The sequence below is a fragment of the Verticiella alkaliphila genome (assembly GCF_018904615.1).
GTDB classification, from domain to species: domain Bacteria; phylum Pseudomonadota; class Gammaproteobacteria; order Burkholderiales; family Burkholderiaceae_B; genus Verticiella; species Verticiella alkaliphila.
In genome coordinates this window covers 1-16,890 of record NZ_JADCNH010000029.1, presented here as the reverse complement: position 1 = coordinate 16,890, position 16,890 = coordinate 1, and the positions used below count along the sequence as shown (strand labels likewise).

The following is a 16,890-nucleotide window of genomic DNA, read 5'->3' as shown; positions in this document are numbered from 1 at the left end:
ACCACCGGGGTTTAGTTCAATCACTCAAATCGTTTTGCTGCAAGACACGCTAAAGAACACGTACAGCTTATTGGGTACACCACTGCCGCCGCCCCAAGGGGCGTCGTCAGAAATTGCCGTTGAACCATTCCTTCATGCGCTGCAGGATCTGGCGGAATCCGCCACCCTGCGCCACCTTCACGCGACCGCGACTGCCCTGGACCTGGGCTTCCTGCAAGAGGCCCATGACCGTCGAGAACCGCGGGTTGCAGACCACGTCGGCCAAGCTGCCGTGATACACCGGCACAGCCATGCGAACCGGCTTCAGGAACACGTCCTCGGCCAGCTCGACCATCCCGGGCATCTGCGAGGAGCCGCCCGTGAGCACGATGCCCGAGGACAGCAGATCGTCGTAACCGGAATCGCGGATCACCTGTTGCACGAGCGAAAAGAGCTCCTCCACGCGCGGCTCGATCACGGCGCCCAGCGCCTGACGTGAGAGCTGACGCGGGCCGCGATCGCCCAGGCCCGGCACTTCGATGCGTTCATCAGAATGTGCCAGCATTTGCTTGGCCACGCCATAGCGCAGCTTGATCTCTTCGGCATCCGGCGTGGGCGTACGCAGGGCAGCGGCCACGTCGCCGGTGATCTGGTCGCCCGCGATCGGGATCACGGCCGTATGGCGGATCGCCCCGCCGGTGTAGATGGCGATGTCGGTGGTGCCCCCGCCGATGTCGACCAGCACCACGCCCAGCTCCTTCTCGTCGGGCGTGAGGCATGCCATGGCCGAGGCGATGGGCTGCAGGATGAGATCCTGGACTTCCAGGCCGCAGCGGCGCACGCACTTGACGATGTTCTGCGCGGCGCTGACGGCGCCCGTCACGATGTGCACGCGCACTTCCAGGCGGATGCCGCTCATGCCGATGGGCTCGCGGATGTCTTCCTGGCCGTCGACGATGTACTCCTGTGTGAGCACGTGCAGCACTTGCTGGTCGGTCGGGATGTTGATGGCCTTGGCCGTCTCCAGCACGCGCGCCACGTCGGTCGCGGTGACTTCCTTGTCCTTGATGGCCACCATGCCGCTCGAATTGAAGCTGCGGATGTGGCTGCCCGCGATGCCGGTGAAGACGTCGCGGATCTTGCAATCGGCCATGAGCTCGGCCTCCTCCAGCGCGTGCTGGATGGAGTTGACCGTGCTCTCGATGTTCACGACCACACCCTTCCTCAGGCCGCGCGAATCGTGCTGGCCCAGGCCGAGCACCTCGACGCGGCCCTCGGGCAGGACTTCGGCGACCACAGCCACTACTTTGCTGGTGCCAATGTCCAGCGCAACGATGAGGTCTTTGGATTCTCGGGTCATGGTCTAGATTTCGATGAAGATGGCTTGGCAGGCGTCGGCGCCGGGCCCAGGCGCAACGCAAAACCGTTGGGGTAGCGCAGGTCGGCGTAGATCACGGGCCGCCCCACGTTCTGTTCGATGGCCGGCAAGGCCTCCACGAAGCGCTGCACGCGCGTTTGCACCGGCACCTGGCGCCGGCTGTCCGGCTGCGACTGGCCGACGATCGGATCCGTCGCCGGATCGCGTCCCATGTCCAGCACCATGCCGTTGTCCAGCTCGGCCACCCAGGCGTGACGCGGGCTCAGCGTGAGGCTCACCGGCACGCGCCCGATCGGCGCAAGCCAGTCGGTGAGTTCGGTCAGACGACGCCGAACCAGCTTGCCCGAGCCTTCCGGCCCGCCCAGCTGCGGCAGCGGCGCGCCCTCGGCATCCTCCGCTTCGGCCTGGTTCGCCGTGAAGGGCCGGCCCTCCACGTCGAGGATCTGATTGTCGTTCCAGAGCCCGAGCGGCTCGTACTCGCGCAGCGTCACTTCCAGGCCGTTGGGCCACACGCGCCGCACCATGGCCTGCTTCACCCACGGCGCACCCTCGAAGAGCCGGCGCAGGTTCTCCAGATCCGCCGTGAAGAAATTGCCCTGCACGCGCCCGGCCACCACGGCATCCAGGCTCGCCGGCGTCACGCGGCTCAGCACATCCCCTTCGGCCGGCTCGACCGTGATGTTCGCCAGCGTGAACACCGGCCGCTGGCCGAGCCAGGCCAGCCCGCCCAGCACCAGTGCCGTGAGGGCCAGGACGGTCAGCGCGTTGGCGACCAGGTTGATGAAGCGGGCGTTGTTCCACACAGTTCACAGGCATCCCGGGGGGTTCATTCGGCAGCCGCGCCGCGCAACTTGCAGCGTGCGGTGGCGAGGATGGCCACGCAGAGCTCGGCGTAGCTCATGCCGGCGGCTTGCGCCGCCATCGGCACCAGCGAATGGCTGGTCATGCCGGGCGAGGTGTTCACTTCCAGCAGGTACGGCGTGTATTCGTCATCGAGCATGATGTCCACGCGGCCCCAGCCCTCGCAGCCCACGGCGCGATACGCGGCCACGGACAAGGCCTGGATGCGTTCGGTGAGCGCGGCCGGCAGGTCCGCCGGGCATTCGTAGCGGGTGTCGTCGGTGTAGTACTTGTGCTCGAAATCGTAATTGCCGTCCGGCGCGGTGATCTCGATCACCGGCAGCGCGCGCGCCTGGCGGCCCTCGCCGAGCACGGCGATCGTGAGTTCCCGGCCGGCGATGTACGCCTCGGCGAGCACGTCGTCATCGAACCGCGCAGCAGCCTCGTAGGCACCGGTCACGCTGCAGGCTGAGAACACCTTGGTCAGGCCGAGCGTGGAGCCTTCGTGCGAGGGCTTGATGATGAGCGGCAGGCCTATCTCGGTGGCCGCGGCCGTCATGTCCACGCCCGGGCGCAGCACCGCAAAACGCGGCGTGGACAAGCCTTGCTCCAGCCACACGCGCTTGGTCATGACCTTGTCCATGGCAAGCGCGCAGGCGGCCACGCCACTGCCCGTGTACGGGATGCCCAGCAGTTCCAGGGCGCCCTGGATGCACCCATCCTCGCCCCAGCGGCCATGCAGGGCGATGAAGACACGGTCGAACCCGGCGGCGGCAAGCTCGGGCAGGCCGTGCGTACCGGTATCGAAGAGGTGGGCGTCCACGCCAGCCTCGCGCAGCGCGCGGTGCACGCCCTCGCCCGACATCAGCGAGACCTCGCGCTCGGCCGAACGTCCGCCGTACAGCACGCCCACGCGGCCAAAGCCTTCGGCCGGGATCTTGTCAGTGTTTGCCACGCTCACCATGTCCATCATTCCTTGTCGCCATCGGCCGGCACCGCTGCCTGAGCCGCCAGCCCGGCCACCACGGCCGGCACACTACCGATCGAGCCTGCGCCCATGGCGATCACCACGTCGCCGTCCCGCACGAAATCCACGATGCCTTGCGGCAGATCCGCGATGCGCTCCACGAAGACCGGCTCGATACGGCCGGCCACGCGGATCGCCCGCGTGAGCGCGCGTCCATCGGCCGCCACGATGGGCGACTCACCCGCGGCATACACCTCGGTCAGCAGGACGGCATCGGCCTGGCCGAGCACGCGTACGAAATCCTCGAAGCAATCCCGCGTGCGGGTGTAGCGATGCGGCTGGAATGCCAGCACCACACGCCGGCCAGGATAGGCACCGCGCGCAGCAGCCAGCGTCACCGCCATCTCGACGGGATGATGACCGTAGTCGTCGATGAGCGTGAAGTGTCCGCCGCCCTGCGCCTCCGGGACTCGAAGATCCTCGAGGCGGGCAAAGCGCCGGCCCACGCCCTTGAAGCTCGACAGTGCCTCGCACACGGCGTCGTCCGACACCCCGAGCTCGCCCGCCACCGCGATGGCGGCAAGCGCATTACGCACGTTGTGTTCGCCCGGCATGTTGAGCAGCACCTCGAGCGGTGCGCCGTCATGACCACGGCGCTCCACGCGAAAGCGCATGGCCGGGCCATCCGCACGCACGTCCACAGCCCGCACCTGGGCGTCCGGATGCAGGCCGTAGGTGACCACCGGGCGCGACACGAAAGGCATGATCTCGCGCACGCAGGCGTCGTCCAGGCACAGGATGGCGCTGCCGTAGAACGGCAGGCGCTGCGTGAACTCCACGAACGCGCTCTTCAGACGGGCGATGTCGTGGCCGTAGGTGTCCATGTGATCGGCATCGATGTTCGTCACGATGGCCATCACTGGCAGCAGATTCAGGAACGAAGCGTCGGATTCGTCGGCTTCGACCACGATGAATTCGCCCTGCCCCAGGCGCGCGTTGGCGCCAGCGGAATTGAGCCGACCGCCGATCACGAAGGTCGGATCCAGGTCGGCTGCCGCCAGCACGCTGGCCACCAGGCTGGTCGTGGTCGTCTTGCCGTGCGTACCGGCCACGGCGATGCCGCGCTTCAGGCGCATGAGCTCGGCGAGCATCAGGGCGCGCGGCACCACAGGAATGCCGGCCGCGCGCGCGGCCAGCACTTCCGGATTGCTCGGCGTGACGGCCGTGGAGGTGACGAGCGCCTGCGCGTTGGCGACGTGGGCGGCGTCGTGGCCCACGCTCACGCGCGCGCCCAGCTCGACCAGGCGCTGGGTCACGGGCGTCTCGGCCAGATCCGAGCCGCTCACGGCATAGCCCATGTTCAGCAGCACCTCGGCGATGCCGCTCATGCCGGCGCCGCCGATGCCGACGAAATGGATGTTCTGGATTCGGTGCTTCATGCCCGGGGACTCGCAATCAGATCGGCGCAGACATCGGCGATGCGCGCGGTGGCGTCGACGCGAGCACGGGCCCGGGCCCGCTCGGCGACGAGGGAAAGTTCGGTGCGATCACGCGCAGCCAGCCAATCGGCCAGCCAGTCGGGCGTGAGGGCGGTCTGCTGGCAGAGCCATCCGGCCTGCCCATCGACGAGATAGGACGCGTTGCGAGTCTGGTGATCGTCCACCGCATGGGGGAACGGCACGAAGAGCGCCGGCGCGCCCACCGCGGCGATCTCGGCCACGGTCATGGCGCCTGCGCGGCAGATCACGAGGTCGGCCTCGGCGTAGGCCGTGGCCATGTCGGCGATGAAGGCCCGGCAATCGGCCGCCACACCCGCGTCCGCGTAGGCCGCGCGCAAGGCGTCGATATGCTGCTCGCCGGCTTGGTGCACCACCTGCGGGGACGGTGCGGACGGCGCACGCTCGCGCCACTGCGCAAGCGCCTTGGGCACCACGGTGTTCAGGGCCTGGGCACCCAGACTGCCGCCCACGACGAGAATGCGCAGCGGGCCGCTGCGCCCGGCAAAGCGCTGCGCAGGCGGCGCCACACGGGCGAACTCAGCCCGTACCGGATTGCCTGTGGTCTCACCCGCGAGCGCGCCCGGGAAGCCCGTCAACACGCGGCGCGCCACCTTGGCGAGCACGCGGTTGGTCATCCCTGCCACGGCATTCTGCTCGTGCAGCACCAGCGGGATACCCTGCACCCGCGACATCAGGCCGCCCGGCAGCGCGACATAGCCGCCCATGCCGAGCACCACGTCAGGCTTCACACGGCGCAGATGCGCGCGGGCTTCGCGGCAGGCACGGCCCAGGGTGATCGGCAGGCGCGCCAGCGTGGACAGCCCTTTGCCGCGCACACCCGAGAAACGCACGGGATGCAGCGGGATGTCGTGCGTGGGGACAAGGCGGCCTTCCATGCCCTGCGGATTGCCCAGCCAGGCCACCTGCCAGCCGCGCTCACGCAGGGCCAGCGCCACGGCCAGGCCAGGCATGATGTGACCGCCGGTGCCGCCGGCCATCACGAGGAGCGTGGGAGACGTACTCACCGCCTCCCTCCCCGCATCAGGACCCGGTTCTCGTAATCCACCCGGAAGAGCAGCGCGAGCGCGCACATGTTGGCGATGAGGCCCGAGCCGCCGTAGCTGACCAGCGGCAGGGTCAGGCCCTTGGTGGGCAGCAGGCCCAGGCACACGCCCATGTTGATGAAGGTCTGCACGCCGATCCAGAGCACCACGCCCTGGGCAATGAGACCGCTGAACGTGCGGTCCATCGCAATCGCCTGACGCCCGATGTCGAAGCCGCGCCGGATGATGAAGACGAAGAGCAGCATCACGCACAACACGCCCACGAAACCGAGTTCCTCGCCGATTACAGCCATGATGAAATCGGTGTGCGCTTCGGGCAGATAGTGCAATTTTTCCACGCTCCCGCCCAAACCTACACCCGTCCACTCACCGCGACCGAGCGCAATGAGGGAGTGCGAAAGCTGGTAACCCTTGCCCAGTACGTTGTTCTCGTGCCAGGGATCCAGGTAGGCGAAAAGGCGCGCACGGCGCCAGGGCGACGTCCAGATGAGCAGGAGGAACAAGGTGCCCATGAGCGCCGTCAGGCCGCCGAAGAGCTTGCCGTTGACCCCGCCCAGGAACATGATGCCCATCATGATCGCGACGATCACGACGAAAGCGCCGAGGTCAGGCTCCAGGAGAAGGAGCAGACCAGCGGCGGCCATGGCGCAAGCGAGGGGCAGGAATCCTTTGAAGAATTCGTGCATGTGCAGCTGCTTGCGCACTGTGTAATCCGCGGCATAGACGACCGCGGCAAGCTTCATCACTTCGGAGGGCTGTAAGTTGAAACCAAACCCTAGCCGAAGCCAGCGCCAGGAACCGTTGACCTCCCGGCCGATGCCGGGAATGAGGACGATCACCAGCAAGAACAGTGCCAGCAGGAACAAGGGCATCGCCAGGCGCTGCCACGTCGCCATGCTGAGCGTGAAAACGAACCCAGCAAGGACCAGGCCTATCATCAGGAACAGGCCGTGGCGGATCAGGAAATAGTCCCGGCCCATGGTGGTGAAGCGCGGGCCGTCGCCCAGGGCCACCGAGGCCGAATACACCATGACGAGGCCGAACAGCAGCAATGCGAACACGGCCACGACGAGCGGCGGATCGTAGTTCAACATGCGCGTGCGACCCGGGCGGACCGCATTGATGCCACCGCCGCTGCGGGGTTGAGCCATCGAGCCCATGGTCAGGCCTCCCCGCGCGCGAGCGCCAGTTCCTGCACCGCGTCGACGAAGACGTCAGCCCGATGCACGTAATTGCGAAACATGTCGAAGCTCGCGCACGCCGGCGAGAGCAGCACCGCATCACCCGGCTGGGCGAGCGCCAGCGCGCGCTCGGTAGCGACGACGAGATCGTCGGCCCGCTCGCACGGCACCCCGGTCGTGGCCAGCGCCGACTGCAGCCGCTCGGCATCGCGCCCGATCAGCACCACGGCACGGGCATGCAGCGCGACGACCGGCGCGAGCGGCGAGAAGTCCTGTCCCTTGCCGTCGCCACCAGCGATCAGCACGACCTTGGTCCCGAGCCCCTGCAGCGCGGCGACGGTGGCACCGACGTTCGTGCCCTTGCTGTCGTCGATGAAGTCCACCCCGCCCACGTTGCGGACCCAGGCGACGCGATGCGGCTCGCCCCGATAGGTACGCAGTGCGCGCAGCAGCGGGGCCCACGCCAGGCCGATGCTGCGGGCGAGGAGCAGCGCCGCCTGCGCGTTCAGGGCATTGTGCCGGCCACGGATCTGCAGTGCATCGGCGGGCATCAGACGGTTCAGGCGCCCTTCCGCGCGCGCAGGCGGCGGGTCGCCCTTGCGCCGGCGCGGCGCGGGTTCGCTGCCGAACTCGTCGATCGCCGATTCGGCCAGCCAGGCCATGCTGAAGTCATTCTCGATGCCCAGATCGCCGGCCAGCGCGGGCGCATCAGCGCCGAAACTGCGCACCTGCGGCAGATCCAGTCGTTCGACCATGGCGCGCACGCGGGGGTCGTCACGATTGACGATCGCGATGCCGGCATGGGCGTAGATGCGCGCCTTGGCGGCCGCATAGGCCTCCAGGCCGCCGTGCCAGTCGAGGTGGTCCTCAGTGATGTTGAGGACGGCGGACGCGTGGGGCTCGAGCGAAGCAAGCGTCTCGAGCTGAAAGCTCGAAAGCTCCAGCACCCACACCTCGGGCAGCTCGCCCGCATCGAGCGCCGCCAGGAGCGCGTCGAGCGCGGCCGGGCCGATGTTGCCGGCAGCCTGCGCGCGCAGGCCTGCAGCCTGGATCAGCAAGGCCGTGAGCGCGGTCACCGTCGTCTTGCCGTTCGTGCCCGTCACCGCCAGCACCACGGGCGAATAGGCCGTGCTTTCGCGCAGGGCGGCAAGCGCCTGGGCAAAGAGCTCGACCTCGCCGATCACGGGGATGCCCGCGCTGCGAGCCGCCTGCATGAGCGGCGCCACAGCGTCGCTGTCGAGCGCGAGACCGGGGCTGACCACGACCCGGTCCACGCCATCGAGCAGGGAGGCTTCGAACCGGGACTGGCCCAAGACCAGTTCGGCCTGGGTGAGCTGCGCCTGCGCATCGGCCAGGGCCGGCGTCTGGGCGCGCGTATCGGCCACGCGCACGGGAACGCCCTGGCGCTCGCACCAGCGGGCGGCGGCCAGGCCGGTCACGCCCAGGCCCAGCACCAGGGTGCGGGCGGAGGTGACGGGGCTCGGGATGGCGTCGGTCATGGGGTCAACGCAGCTTGAGGGTGGACAGGCCGATCAGCACCAGCATCATGGTGATGATCCAGAAGCGCACGACGACCTGGGTCTCCTTCCAGCCGCCGACTTCGAAATGGTGATGCAAGGGTGCCATGCGCAGGATGCGCCTGCCTGTCCCGTAACGTTTCTTCGTGTATTTGAACCAGGTCACCTGCAACATCACGGACAAGGTCTCCACCACGAAGACACCGCCCATGATGAAGAGCACGATCTCCTGGCGCACGATGACGGCCATCGTGCCCAGCGCGCCGCCTAGGGCGAGCGCGCCGACGTCGCCCATGAAAACCTGGGCCGGATACGCGTTGAACCAAAGGAAGGCGAGCCCTGCGCCAGCCAGTGCCGCGCAGATCACCATGAGTTCAGCAGCGCCGGGGATGTGCGGGAAGAGCAGGTACTTGGCGTAGTCCGGTCGGCCGACGACGTAGGCGAAGACGCCTAGCGCGCTACCGACCATCACGGTCGGCATGATCGCGAGCCCGTCCAGCCCGTCCGTCAAGTTGACCGCGTTGCTGGTGCCCACGATCACGAGCCAGGTCAGCACGGCGAAGCCGAGCACGCCCAGCGGATAGCTCACGCTCTTGAAAAACGGCACGATGAGATCGGCGCGTTCGGGCAGCGGCATGGTGAAGCCGCTTGCCACCCAGGACTTGAAGAGCGGCCAGAGATCCGCATTGGCCGGTGCGGCCACGGCGAAGGTCAGGTAGCCAGCGGCGATGACGCCGATGATGGCCTGCCACATGAACTTCTCGCGCGACGGCATGCCTTCCGGGTTGCGGTGCACCACCTTGCGGTAGTCATCCGCCCAGCCGATCCAGCCAAACCCGAAGGTCACGAGCAGCACCACCCACACGAAGCGGTTGGACCAGTCGGCCCAGAGCAGCGTGGTGATGCCGATGGCGATGAGGATGAGGGCGCCACCCATGGTGGGCGTGCCGCTCTTGACGAGGTGTGTCTGCGGACCATACGTGCGCACGGCCTGGGCGATCTTCATCGCGGTCAGGCGGCGGATCACCCACGGGCCTGCGGCCAGGCCGATGATGAGCGCCGTGGCGCACGCCATGAGCGCACGCATCGTGATGTAGCTGAAGACGGAGAAGAAACTCCACTCGTTGGCCAGCCATTGCGTGAGTTCAAGCAGCATGATTCTGCCCTCCGCCTGTGCTGTCCTGGGCTTGCTGCAATGCCACCACCACCTTCTCCATCCGCATGAAGCGGGAACCTTTGACCAGAATCGCCCCTGCGGGCATCGTGCGCAGCAACGTTGCCGCTGCAGCGGCATCGGCCACGTGCGTGGCACCGTCGCCGAATGCGGTGATGCAGGCGCGGCTCGCCTCGCCCATGGCCACCAGGCGCTCGATGCCGCGTTCGCGTGCATAGGCCCCCACCTCGCGATGCATGGCGGGGCCCTCGTTGCCGACCTCGCCCATGTCGCCCAGCACGAGCACGCGGGGGCCGGGCAGGCCTGCGAGCACGTCGATGGCCGCGCGCACGGAATCGGGATTGGCGTTGTAGGTATCGTCGATCAGCCAGGTGCCGTCGGCGAGTCGCTGGGATTGCAGTCGCCCTTGCACAGCCGAGAAGCCGGCGAGGCCCTCGGCGACGGCCGACAGCGGGCAGCCCGCCGCCAGCGTGCAGGCGGCAGCCGCCAGCGCGTTGTGCAGGTTGTGCCGGCCGGCGACGCGCAGGCGTACTGACGCCTCGCCCTGCGGCGCGACGAGCGTGAACGCGGTGCCGTCGTCCTGGGCGATGACGTCACGCGCTACGACCTCGGCCGGGGCTGACACGGCAAAACGCTGACGCGCACGCGTGTCGGCAAGCTCTTCCCAGACGGCCGCGTGCGCGTCGTCGGCGGGGAAGACCGCGACACCGTCGGTGGCCAGCGCGGCCAGCACCGCACCGTTCTCCACCGCCACCGCGTGCACGGACTGCATGAATTCCTGGTGCTCGCGCTGCGCGTTGTTCACGAGCGCGATCGTGGGACGAGTCGCCGCAGCCAGCACGGCGATCTCACCCGGGTGATTCATGCCCAGCTCCACCACGGCCGCGCGATGACCGGGACGCAGGCGCAGCAGCGTGAGCGGCACGCCGATCTCGTTGTTCAGGTTGCCCTGCGTGGCGAGCACGGCGTCGCGGCCATGCCAGGCAGCCAGGATCGCCGCGACCATTTCCTTGGTCGTCGTCTTGCCATTGCTGCCCGTCACGGCGATCAGCGGCAGCGTGAAGCGTTCACGCCATGCCTGGCCGATGCGCAGCAGGGCCTGGCGCGTGTCGCCCACTACCAGTTGCGGCACATCGCCCGTCACCGGGTGCTCGACGATGGCGGCCAGCGCCCCGGCATCTGCGGCAGCCGCAACGAAATCATGACCGTCGAAGCGTTCACCCGTGAGCGCGACGAAGACTTCGTCCGTATTCACGCGACGCGTGTCGGTGGTGACGGCCGAGGCTCGAGCGAGCGCCAAGGCCACGCGTGCCCATTCGGCATCGTCGAACGGGAGCAAGGTGGCGCCGATCTGCTGCGTCGTCTCATGGCCTTTTCCCGCGAGCAGCACCACATCCGCCGGCTGAGCACGCCAGACGGCGCCGAGGATGGCCAACGCGCGATCGGGCTCGACGCGGACCGTGTCGGCCTGCGGCGTCAGCATGCCGGCGAGAATGGCAGCGATGATGGCATCCGGTGATTCGCTGCGCGGGTTGTCGCTCGTCACAACGACGGTGTCGGCGTGGGCCTGGACGATGGCGCCCATCGGGCCACGCTTGCCGGGATCGCGCTCGCCACCACAGCCGAAGAGACACACCAGCCGGCCACGGCGGGCGTCGGCCAACGGACGCAGGGCCGCGAGCACGTTCGCCAACGCATCCGGCGTGTGCGCGTAATCGACGACGACGAGCGGGCCGGTGCTGCCGGGAAAGCCGACGCTCTGCAGGCGGCCGCGAACTGGCGTCAGCGCGCCGAGCGCACCTGCGACGCGCTGCAGCGGCCAACCCAGCGCCCGCAGCACGCCGGCGACGGCCAGGAGATTCTCGACGTTGTGGCGCCCGAGCAGCGGCGTACGGATGAGGGCCGCGCCCTCCTCGCGCATGCGCAGCGTGAACAAGGTGCCATCCGTCGTCGCCTGCACCGATTCGGCGACGAGCGCGGTGTCCTGCGGCACGCCCTCTGCCGTGACGATGCGGTATCCCAGCACCGGCGCCGTGGCGACGTCGGCCATGCGGGCGCCTGCAGCGTCATCGCGGTTGATGACGGCAGCCTGCAGGCCGGGCCAGGCGAAGAGCCGCGCTTTGGCCCGCTCGTAGCTCACCATGTCGCCATGGGCGTCGAGGTGGTCGCGTGTGAGGTTGGTAAAGGCGGCCACGGCGATCTGCACGCCATCCATGCGCCCTTGTTCGAGTCCGATCGAGGAGGCCTCGATGGCCACGGCCTGGGCCCCGGCGGCGCGCAAGCGCGCCAGCAGCCGATGCGTACCGATGACGTCCGGTGTCGTGAGACCCGTCGATTCGCTCGTGCCGTCCGGAAAGGACACACCGAGCGTGCCTATCACGCCGCACGGACGGCCGGAGGCGGACAGGGCTTGTGCGAGCCACTGCGTGCACGACGTCTTGCCGTTGGTGCCCGTGACGGCGAGCACGGCCAGCGTGGCCGACGGCTCGCCGTACCAGGCGTGGGCGACGGCGCCCAGCGCCGAGCGCAAGGCGGGGACGGCCAACGCCGGCACGCCTTGGCCTGCGAGTGTCGCGGCCAGGGCATCTGCCGCACCGTCGGCTTCGAAGACCACGGCCATCGCGCCCGCCTCGACGGCAGCCAGGATGTGGTCGCGGCCGTCCGCAAGGGTGCCCGGGCAGGCCACGAAGACGTCACCCTGACGGATCCGGCGCGAGTCCAGATGCAGATCGGCGCCGTCGGCCACGTGGGTACGCAGCCAGTCGAGGATGTCACGCGCGCTCATCGGGTCGCCGCCTGCGATTCGGCCGCGGCGTGCAGCGCCTGGAACGGCGCATCGGGCTCGACGCCCAGCACCCGCAGCGCGCCGCCCATGATGGCGGAGAACGCCGGCGCGGCGACGCGACCACCGTAATAGAACTCGCCGCCCGGCTCATCGATGCGCACCGCGACGATGATGCGAGGATTCGACACGGGCGCGAAACCGACGAAGGATGCGGTGTAGCGACTGCGGCTGTACTGACCATCGATGATCTTGCGCGCCGTGCCGCTCTTGCCCGCCACACGGTAGCCAGGCACCTGGGCGCGTGCGAAGCCCGCCGCCACTTCCAGCATGCCACGCACGGTGCGCGAGACTTCCGGCGTGTACACCGGCACGGTCGTGGGCGCGCTGTCGCGCTTGATGAGCGAGATCGAGGTCACGTCGCCGTCGCGGGCGAACGCGGTGTAGGCGCGGGCCAGCTGCACCAGTGAGACCGACAGCCCGTAGCCATAGGACATGGTGGCCTTCTCGATGGGGCGCCAGCGCTCCCAGGGCCGCAGACGGCCGGCGGCCACGCCGGGAAAGCCCAGCGCCGGCGCCTGTCCCAGGCCCAGCGCCGTGAACGTGTTCCACATGTCGCGCGAGGCCAGACGCTCGGAGATCTGCGTCATCCCAATGTTGCTCGACTTTTGCAAGATTCCCGTCACGTCGAGCTCGGTGGAACGGCTGACGTCAGAGATGGTGTGGCCGGCGAAGGTGAAGCGCCCGCCATAGGTCTTGAAGACGGAATTCGGCGCGATGCGGCGCTGATCCAGCGCGAGCGCCACCGAGAAGGGCTTCATCGTCGAGCCCGGCTCGAAGGAGTCCGTGAAGGCGCGGTTGCGCAGCGACGCCCCCGTCAGGCCGACGCGGCGGTTCGGGTCATAGGTCGGCAGATTGGCGAGCGCGAGCACTTCGCCAGTGCGCGCATCCAGCACCACGGCCGAGCCGCCCTGTGCCTTGTAGGTATCGATGGTCTCGCGCAAGTGATTGAACGCGAGGTACTGCAGACGCGAATCGAGCGACAGACGCAGATCCGCGCCGTCCACGGGCGCGCTGATCATCTGCACGTCCTCGACGACGCGGCCCAGGCGATCCTTGATGACGCGGCGGCTGCCCGCCGTGCCCGACAGCGCATCGTTGAAGGCGAGCTCGACGCCCTCCTGACCGTTGCCGTCGATGTTCGTGAAGCCCAGCACGTGGGCCATCACCTCGCCCTGCGGATACAGGCGCAGCGACTCGCGCTCCTGATGAATGCCGCCGATGCCCAGCGCGCGGATCTCGTCGGCCAGTTGCAGCGGCACCTGGCGCTTCAGATAGACGAAGGTGCGCTCCGGATCGAGCCGCGTCTGCAGATCCCGCTCCGGGATCTCGAGCAGGCGCGAGAGCTCGCGCATCTGCTCGCGCGTGGCGTTCACATCCTCCGGAATGGCCCAGATCGCGCGTGCAGGCACGCTGGATGCGAGAACGACCCCGTTGCGGTCAAGAATCTTGCCGCGGGATGCCGGTAGCGTGAGGGTGCGCTCGTAGCGCGCCTCGCCCTGACGCTGGAGAAAGTCGTTGGTCAGACCCTGGAGATACAGCGCCCGTGCAGCGAGCACGGCAAAGCCTGCGAGCAGCATGAACTGCACGAAGCGCGCGCGGCGCACGGGCAGGTTGAACGACAGCGCCGTGCGCGGCGTGTTGCGCCCGCCCATCTTGTCGAACTTGTCCTTGCGGTTGCCGCGGCTGGGAAGGCGGATCACGGCGTGGCTCCCGAGATGGGCGTGGCAACCTGGCCGCCCGGCCGAATGTAAAGACGCCGGTCATGCTCGACCGGCTTGAGTTCCAGCGCCTGGCGTGCCGCCGCATCGATGCGGGCGTGCTGCGCGTAATCCGTCAGATCCAGCTGGAGCTGGCGCCACTCGACGTCCAGATCGCGCTCGTCCTGCCGTGCGCGCTCAAGCTGCACGACAGTGGTGCGCAGCTCATACCGGCTCGTCACCAGCGACAGTGCGCAGCCCACCATGGCCACGCTCAGCACAAAGGCGGTGCGGATCATCAGGCATCCACCCCCTGCGCAAAGACTGCCGTGTCACCCTGGGCATACACGGCAGCGCCGCCAGGCGGCAGAGCAATGTCGGTACGTTCGGCGATGCGCAGTACGGCAGAGCGCGCGCGCGGATTGCCCTCGACCTCAGTGGCGTCGGGCAGGACCTTGCCGCGCAACCGCAGGACGGGCTGCGGCCGTTCATCCTCGCGCAATGGCAGTCGGGCGGTGTCGGCGCCGGGATTGGCTGCCGCCGCCATGAAGCGCTTGACCAGCCGATCCTCCAGGGAGTGAAAGCTGATCACGGCGAGGCGCGCACCCGGCTTCAGGACATTCAGAGCGGACGCGAGCGCACCCGCGAGCTGCGCAAGCTCACGATTGACGTGAATCCGTATAGCCTGAAAGGTGCGGGTGGCCGGATGTTGCCCCTTCTCCCGCGTACGGACGACGCCCGCCACGAGCTCGGCAAGCTCACGGGTAGTTGAGAGGCTCCCGTTCTCGCGGCGAGCTGCAATCGCCTTTGCAATCTGAAAAGCAAACCGTTCTTCCCCATGGCGTCTGATGACCTCCCGCATGTCGTCCACGCTGGCATTCGCCAGCCATTGCGCGGCGGTGTCGCCGCGCGTCGTATCCATCCGCATGTCCAGCGGGCCGTCGCGCATGAATGAAAATCCGCGCTCGGCATCGTCGATCTGCGGGGAGGACACCCCGACGTCCAGAAGGACGCCATCGACTTCCGCAATACCCCGTGACGACAGTTCGCGCTGCATGGCGGCGAACGGTGCGTGCACGACCGTGACCCGCGCATCCTCGGCCGCCAGGCGCTCGGCCTCGGCGATCGCCTGAGGATCCCGGTCGAATACGACCAGGCGCGCCTGCGACGACAGTTGTGCCAACAATGCCCGGCTGTGACCGCCACGCCCGAATGTGCCGTCGACCCAGATGCCGTCGCGCAAGGGGCCGGCCGCAGAGGCCGGCGCCCGGCGGGCGTCGAACTCGGGTGCGGTCAATGCCGCCACGGCCGGCCCCAGCAAGACAGGCCGATGTTCGAAAGCGTTCGTCACGTCGATCAGAATGAAAAATTGTTGAGTACATCGCCCACGCCATCGGCCATGGCCTGCGCCTCGCTCTTGGCGAGCTTGTCCGCATCCCACAGCTCGAAGTGCGAGCCCATTCCCATCAGCATGACGTCGCGGTCCATCCCGGCCGCCGCGCGCAGCTCGGGCGCCACCAGCACCCGACCTGCCGAATCCATGTCGACGTCCTGCGCATGACCGAGCAGCAGACGCTGCAGACCACGAGCAGACATCGGAAACCGCACGATCTCTTCGCGCCGCGCTTCCCAGACGGAGCGCGGATACACCAAAAGGCACCCGTCCGGGTGCCTGGTGAGCGTGAGACTGCCGTTGGCCTGCTGCAACAGCGCGTCGCGATGCCGGGTCGGAATCGAGATCCGCCCCTTCGCATCCAGCGTCAGTGCATTGCTGCCTTGGAACACGGCGTTAGCCCCACTTTTTTTCACGAAATCCTACTTTTTTCCACTCTAAAAGAACGACCTACCCAGGTCAATACGCGTTGAGCTACTTTTTCCAGCAGTAACAAAGACTTAGCGGCGCCCGAAGCGCCGCTAGTACATAAATGCGATAGGAATCAAGGCCCTGCACACGAGACTGGATGTTTTCAGCGAGGAAAGTCGTCACGAAAGCGCGGTTACAAGACACGCCCCACTCTTTCTGTTACTATGCGCCCCCTGACCCGAAACGCGGTTCGGGCTTTTCGGAGCCCACCTGCGCCAGGAATTCAGAAACGATTCAAAACCCAGTGGGAATTGACAAGCCGGAAAAACACCTTCATAATCGCTAGTTCTTCTTCGGACGGGTGCCCGAGTGGTTAAAGGGGGCAGACTGTAAATCTGTTGGCCTTGCGCCTACGTTGGTTCGAATCCAACCTCGTCCACCAAAGAATAGAACTAACTGCTTGTGCCTAACCAACACGAGCAGGGCGGTAAAAGAATTGACTGATAGCAGGATTGGGTAGAACGACCTCGCGGGTGTAGCTCAATGGTAGAGCAGAAGCCTTCCAAGCTTACGACGAGGGTTCGATTCCCTTCACCCGCTCCAGCTTTCAGTAGTGTCAGATTTGCCCATGTGGCTCAGTGGTAGAGCACTCCCTTGGTAAGGGAGAGGTCACGCGTTCGATCCGCGTCATGGGCACCACGCTTCGTTTCAGTGTTCCTCTTTCAGCAGGCACCCAGGTCAGGAGTCAGCCATGGCAAAAGGCAAGTTTGAGCGTACCAAGCCGCACGTGAACGTCGGCACCATCGGTCACGTCGACCACGGCAAGACCACGCTCACCGCAGCGATCACCACCGTGCTGTCGAAGGCATTCGGCGGCGAAGCCAAGGGCTACGACCAGATCGACGCAGCGCCGGAAGAAAAGGCGCGCGGCATCACGATCAACAC

The 16,890-nt window shown here is 67.4% G+C and carries 14 protein-coding genes and 3 tRNA genes; 4 read left to right on the top strand and 13 right to left on the bottom strand.

What is annotated here, in order from left to right; genetic code table 11:
• Window positions 1–106: 106 nt before the first annotated feature.
• Genes ftsA through mraZ form a run of 13 tightly spaced genes read right to left on the bottom strand, consistent with a single transcriptional unit; the run spans window position 107 to window position 15,926 of the window.
• Entirely contained in the window at window positions 107–1,339 is a 1,233-nt protein-coding gene (ftsA, locus tag IMZ29_RS16535) for a cell division protein FtsA (protein ID WP_216186126.1), read from the bottom strand.
• Window positions 1,336–2,160 (bottom strand): cell division protein FtsQ/DivIB, encoded by an 825-nt coding sequence (locus IMZ29_RS16530; RefSeq protein ID WP_216186125.1) that lies wholly within the window; start codon window positions 2,158–2,160, stop codon window positions 1,336–1,338. Before IMZ29_RS16530 ends, ftsA begins: the two co-directional genes overlap by 4 nt.
• A gap of 23 nt (window positions 2,161–2,183) precedes the next feature.
• Window positions 2,184–3,152: a D-alanine--D-alanine ligase gene (locus IMZ29_RS16525; RefSeq protein ID WP_371820321.1), complete on the bottom strand. Its 969-nt coding sequence runs from the start codon at window positions 3,150–3,152 to the stop codon at window positions 2,184–2,186.
• A gap of 14 nt (window positions 3,153–3,166) precedes the next feature.
• Entirely contained in the window at window positions 3,167–4,603 is a 1,437-nt protein-coding gene (gene murC / locus IMZ29_RS16520) for a UDP-N-acetylmuramate--L-alanine ligase (RefSeq protein WP_216186121.1), read from the bottom strand.
• The gene (gene murG, locus IMZ29_RS16515; protein WP_371820320.1) at window positions 4,600–5,688 is read right to left on the bottom strand and encodes an undecaprenyldiphospho-muramoylpentapeptide beta-N-acetylglucosaminyltransferase; all 1,089 of its coding nucleotides are present in this window, start codon (window positions 5,686–5,688) and stop codon (window positions 4,600–4,602) included. The genes murC and murG overlap by 4 nt, the downstream gene beginning before the upstream one ends.
• Entirely contained in the window at window positions 5,685–6,878 is a 1,194-nt protein-coding gene (gene ftsW / locus IMZ29_RS16510; RefSeq protein ID WP_216186119.1) for a putative lipid II flippase FtsW, read from the bottom strand. The genes murG and ftsW overlap by 4 nt, the downstream gene beginning before the upstream one ends.
• An 11-nt stretch (window positions 6,879–6,889) precedes the next feature.
• Window positions 6,890–8,407 (bottom strand): UDP-N-acetylmuramoyl-L-alanine--D-glutamate ligase, encoded by a 1,518-nt coding sequence (gene murD, locus IMZ29_RS16505; RefSeq protein WP_216186117.1) that lies wholly within the window; start codon window positions 8,405–8,407, stop codon window positions 6,890–6,892.
• Between the two features lie 4 nt (window positions 8,408–8,411).
• The gene (gene mraY, locus IMZ29_RS16500) at window positions 8,412–9,581 is read right to left on the bottom strand and encodes a phospho-N-acetylmuramoyl-pentapeptide-transferase (RefSeq protein ID WP_216186115.1); all 1,170 of its coding nucleotides are present in this window, start codon (window positions 9,579–9,581) and stop codon (window positions 8,412–8,414) included.
• Window positions 9,571–12,384: a bifunctional UDP-N-acetylmuramoyl-L-alanyl-D-glutamate--2,6-diaminopimelate ligase MurE/UDP-N-acetylmuramoyl-tripeptide--D-alanyl-D-alanine ligase MurF gene (gene murF, locus IMZ29_RS16495; RefSeq protein ID WP_216186113.1), complete on the bottom strand. Its 2,814-nt coding sequence runs from the start codon at window positions 12,382–12,384 to the stop codon at window positions 9,571–9,573. Before murF ends, mraY begins: the two co-directional genes overlap by 11 nt.
• Window positions 12,381–14,096 carry a peptidoglycan D,D-transpeptidase FtsI family protein gene (locus IMZ29_RS16490; RefSeq protein ID WP_216186180.1) on the bottom strand — a complete coding sequence of 572 codons (1,716 nt, stop codon included), beginning with the start codon at window positions 14,094–14,096 and terminating at the stop codon, window positions 12,381–12,383. Before IMZ29_RS16490 ends, murF begins: the two co-directional genes overlap by 4 nt.
• A 44-nt stretch (window positions 14,097–14,140) precedes the next feature.
• Entirely contained in the window at window positions 14,141–14,440 is a 300-nt protein-coding gene (gene ftsL / locus IMZ29_RS16485) for a cell division protein FtsL (protein ID WP_216186111.1), read from the bottom strand.
• The gene (gene rsmH, locus IMZ29_RS16480) at window positions 14,440–15,492 is read right to left on the bottom strand and encodes a 16S rRNA (cytosine(1402)-N(4))-methyltransferase RsmH (protein WP_216186109.1); all 1,053 of its coding nucleotides are present in this window, start codon (window positions 15,490–15,492) and stop codon (window positions 14,440–14,442) included. Before rsmH ends, ftsL begins: the two co-directional genes overlap by 1 nt.
• A gap of 5 nt (window positions 15,493–15,497) precedes the next feature.
• A complete protein-coding gene (gene mraZ, locus IMZ29_RS16475) occupies window positions 15,498–15,926 on the bottom strand; it encodes a division/cell wall cluster transcriptional repressor MraZ (protein WP_216186107.1) in 429 nt (142 codons plus the stop codon).
• 374 nt (window positions 15,927–16,300) lie between these two features.
• Between mraZ and IMZ29_RS16470 the strand changes: the two genes are divergently transcribed.
• The 4 genes from IMZ29_RS16470 to IMZ29_RS16455 all read left to right on the top strand — a co-directional run.
• Window positions 16,301–16,387, top strand: a tRNA-Tyr gene (locus IMZ29_RS16470).
• Between the two features lie 87 nt (window positions 16,388–16,474).
• Window positions 16,475–16,548, top strand: a tRNA-Gly gene (locus tag IMZ29_RS16465).
• 21 nt (window positions 16,549–16,569) lie between these two features.
• Window positions 16,570–16,644, top strand: a tRNA-Thr gene (locus tag IMZ29_RS16460).
• Between the two features lie 52 nt (window positions 16,645–16,696).
• Window positions 16,697–16,890: GTP-binding protein (locus IMZ29_RS16455; protein WP_253207197.1), on the top strand; the 194-nt coding region annotated here is incomplete at its 3' end.

Coding starts and splice junctions, on each gene's coding strand:
- IMZ29_RS16490 (WP_216186180.1), bottom strand. CDS start 14,096: ATGGGCGGGCGCAACACGCCGCGCACGGCGCTGTCGTTCAACCTGCCC.
- ftsA (WP_216186126.1), bottom strand. CDS start 1,339: ATGACCCGAGAATCCAAAGACCTCATCGTTGCGCTGGACATTGGCACC.
- mraY (WP_216186115.1), bottom strand. CDS start 9,581: ATGCTGCTTGAACTCACGCAATGGCTGGCCAACGAGTGGAGTTTCTTC.
- murD (WP_216186117.1), bottom strand. CDS start 8,407: ATGACCGACGCCATCCCGAGCCCCGTCACCTCCGCCCGCACCCTGGTG.
- murC (WP_216186121.1), bottom strand. CDS start 4,603: ATGAAGCACCGAATCCAGAACATCCATTTCGTCGGCATCGGCGGCGCC.
- ftsW (WP_216186119.1), bottom strand. CDS start 6,878: ATGGCTCAACCCCGCAGCGGCGGTGGCATCAATGCGGTCCGCCCGGGT.
- murF (WP_216186113.1), bottom strand. CDS start 12,384: ATGAGCGCGCGTGACATCCTCGACTGGCTGCGTACCCACGTGGCCGAC.
- ftsL (WP_216186111.1), bottom strand. CDS start 14,440: ATGATCCGCACCGCCTTTGTGCTGAGCGTGGCCATGGTGGGCTGCGCA.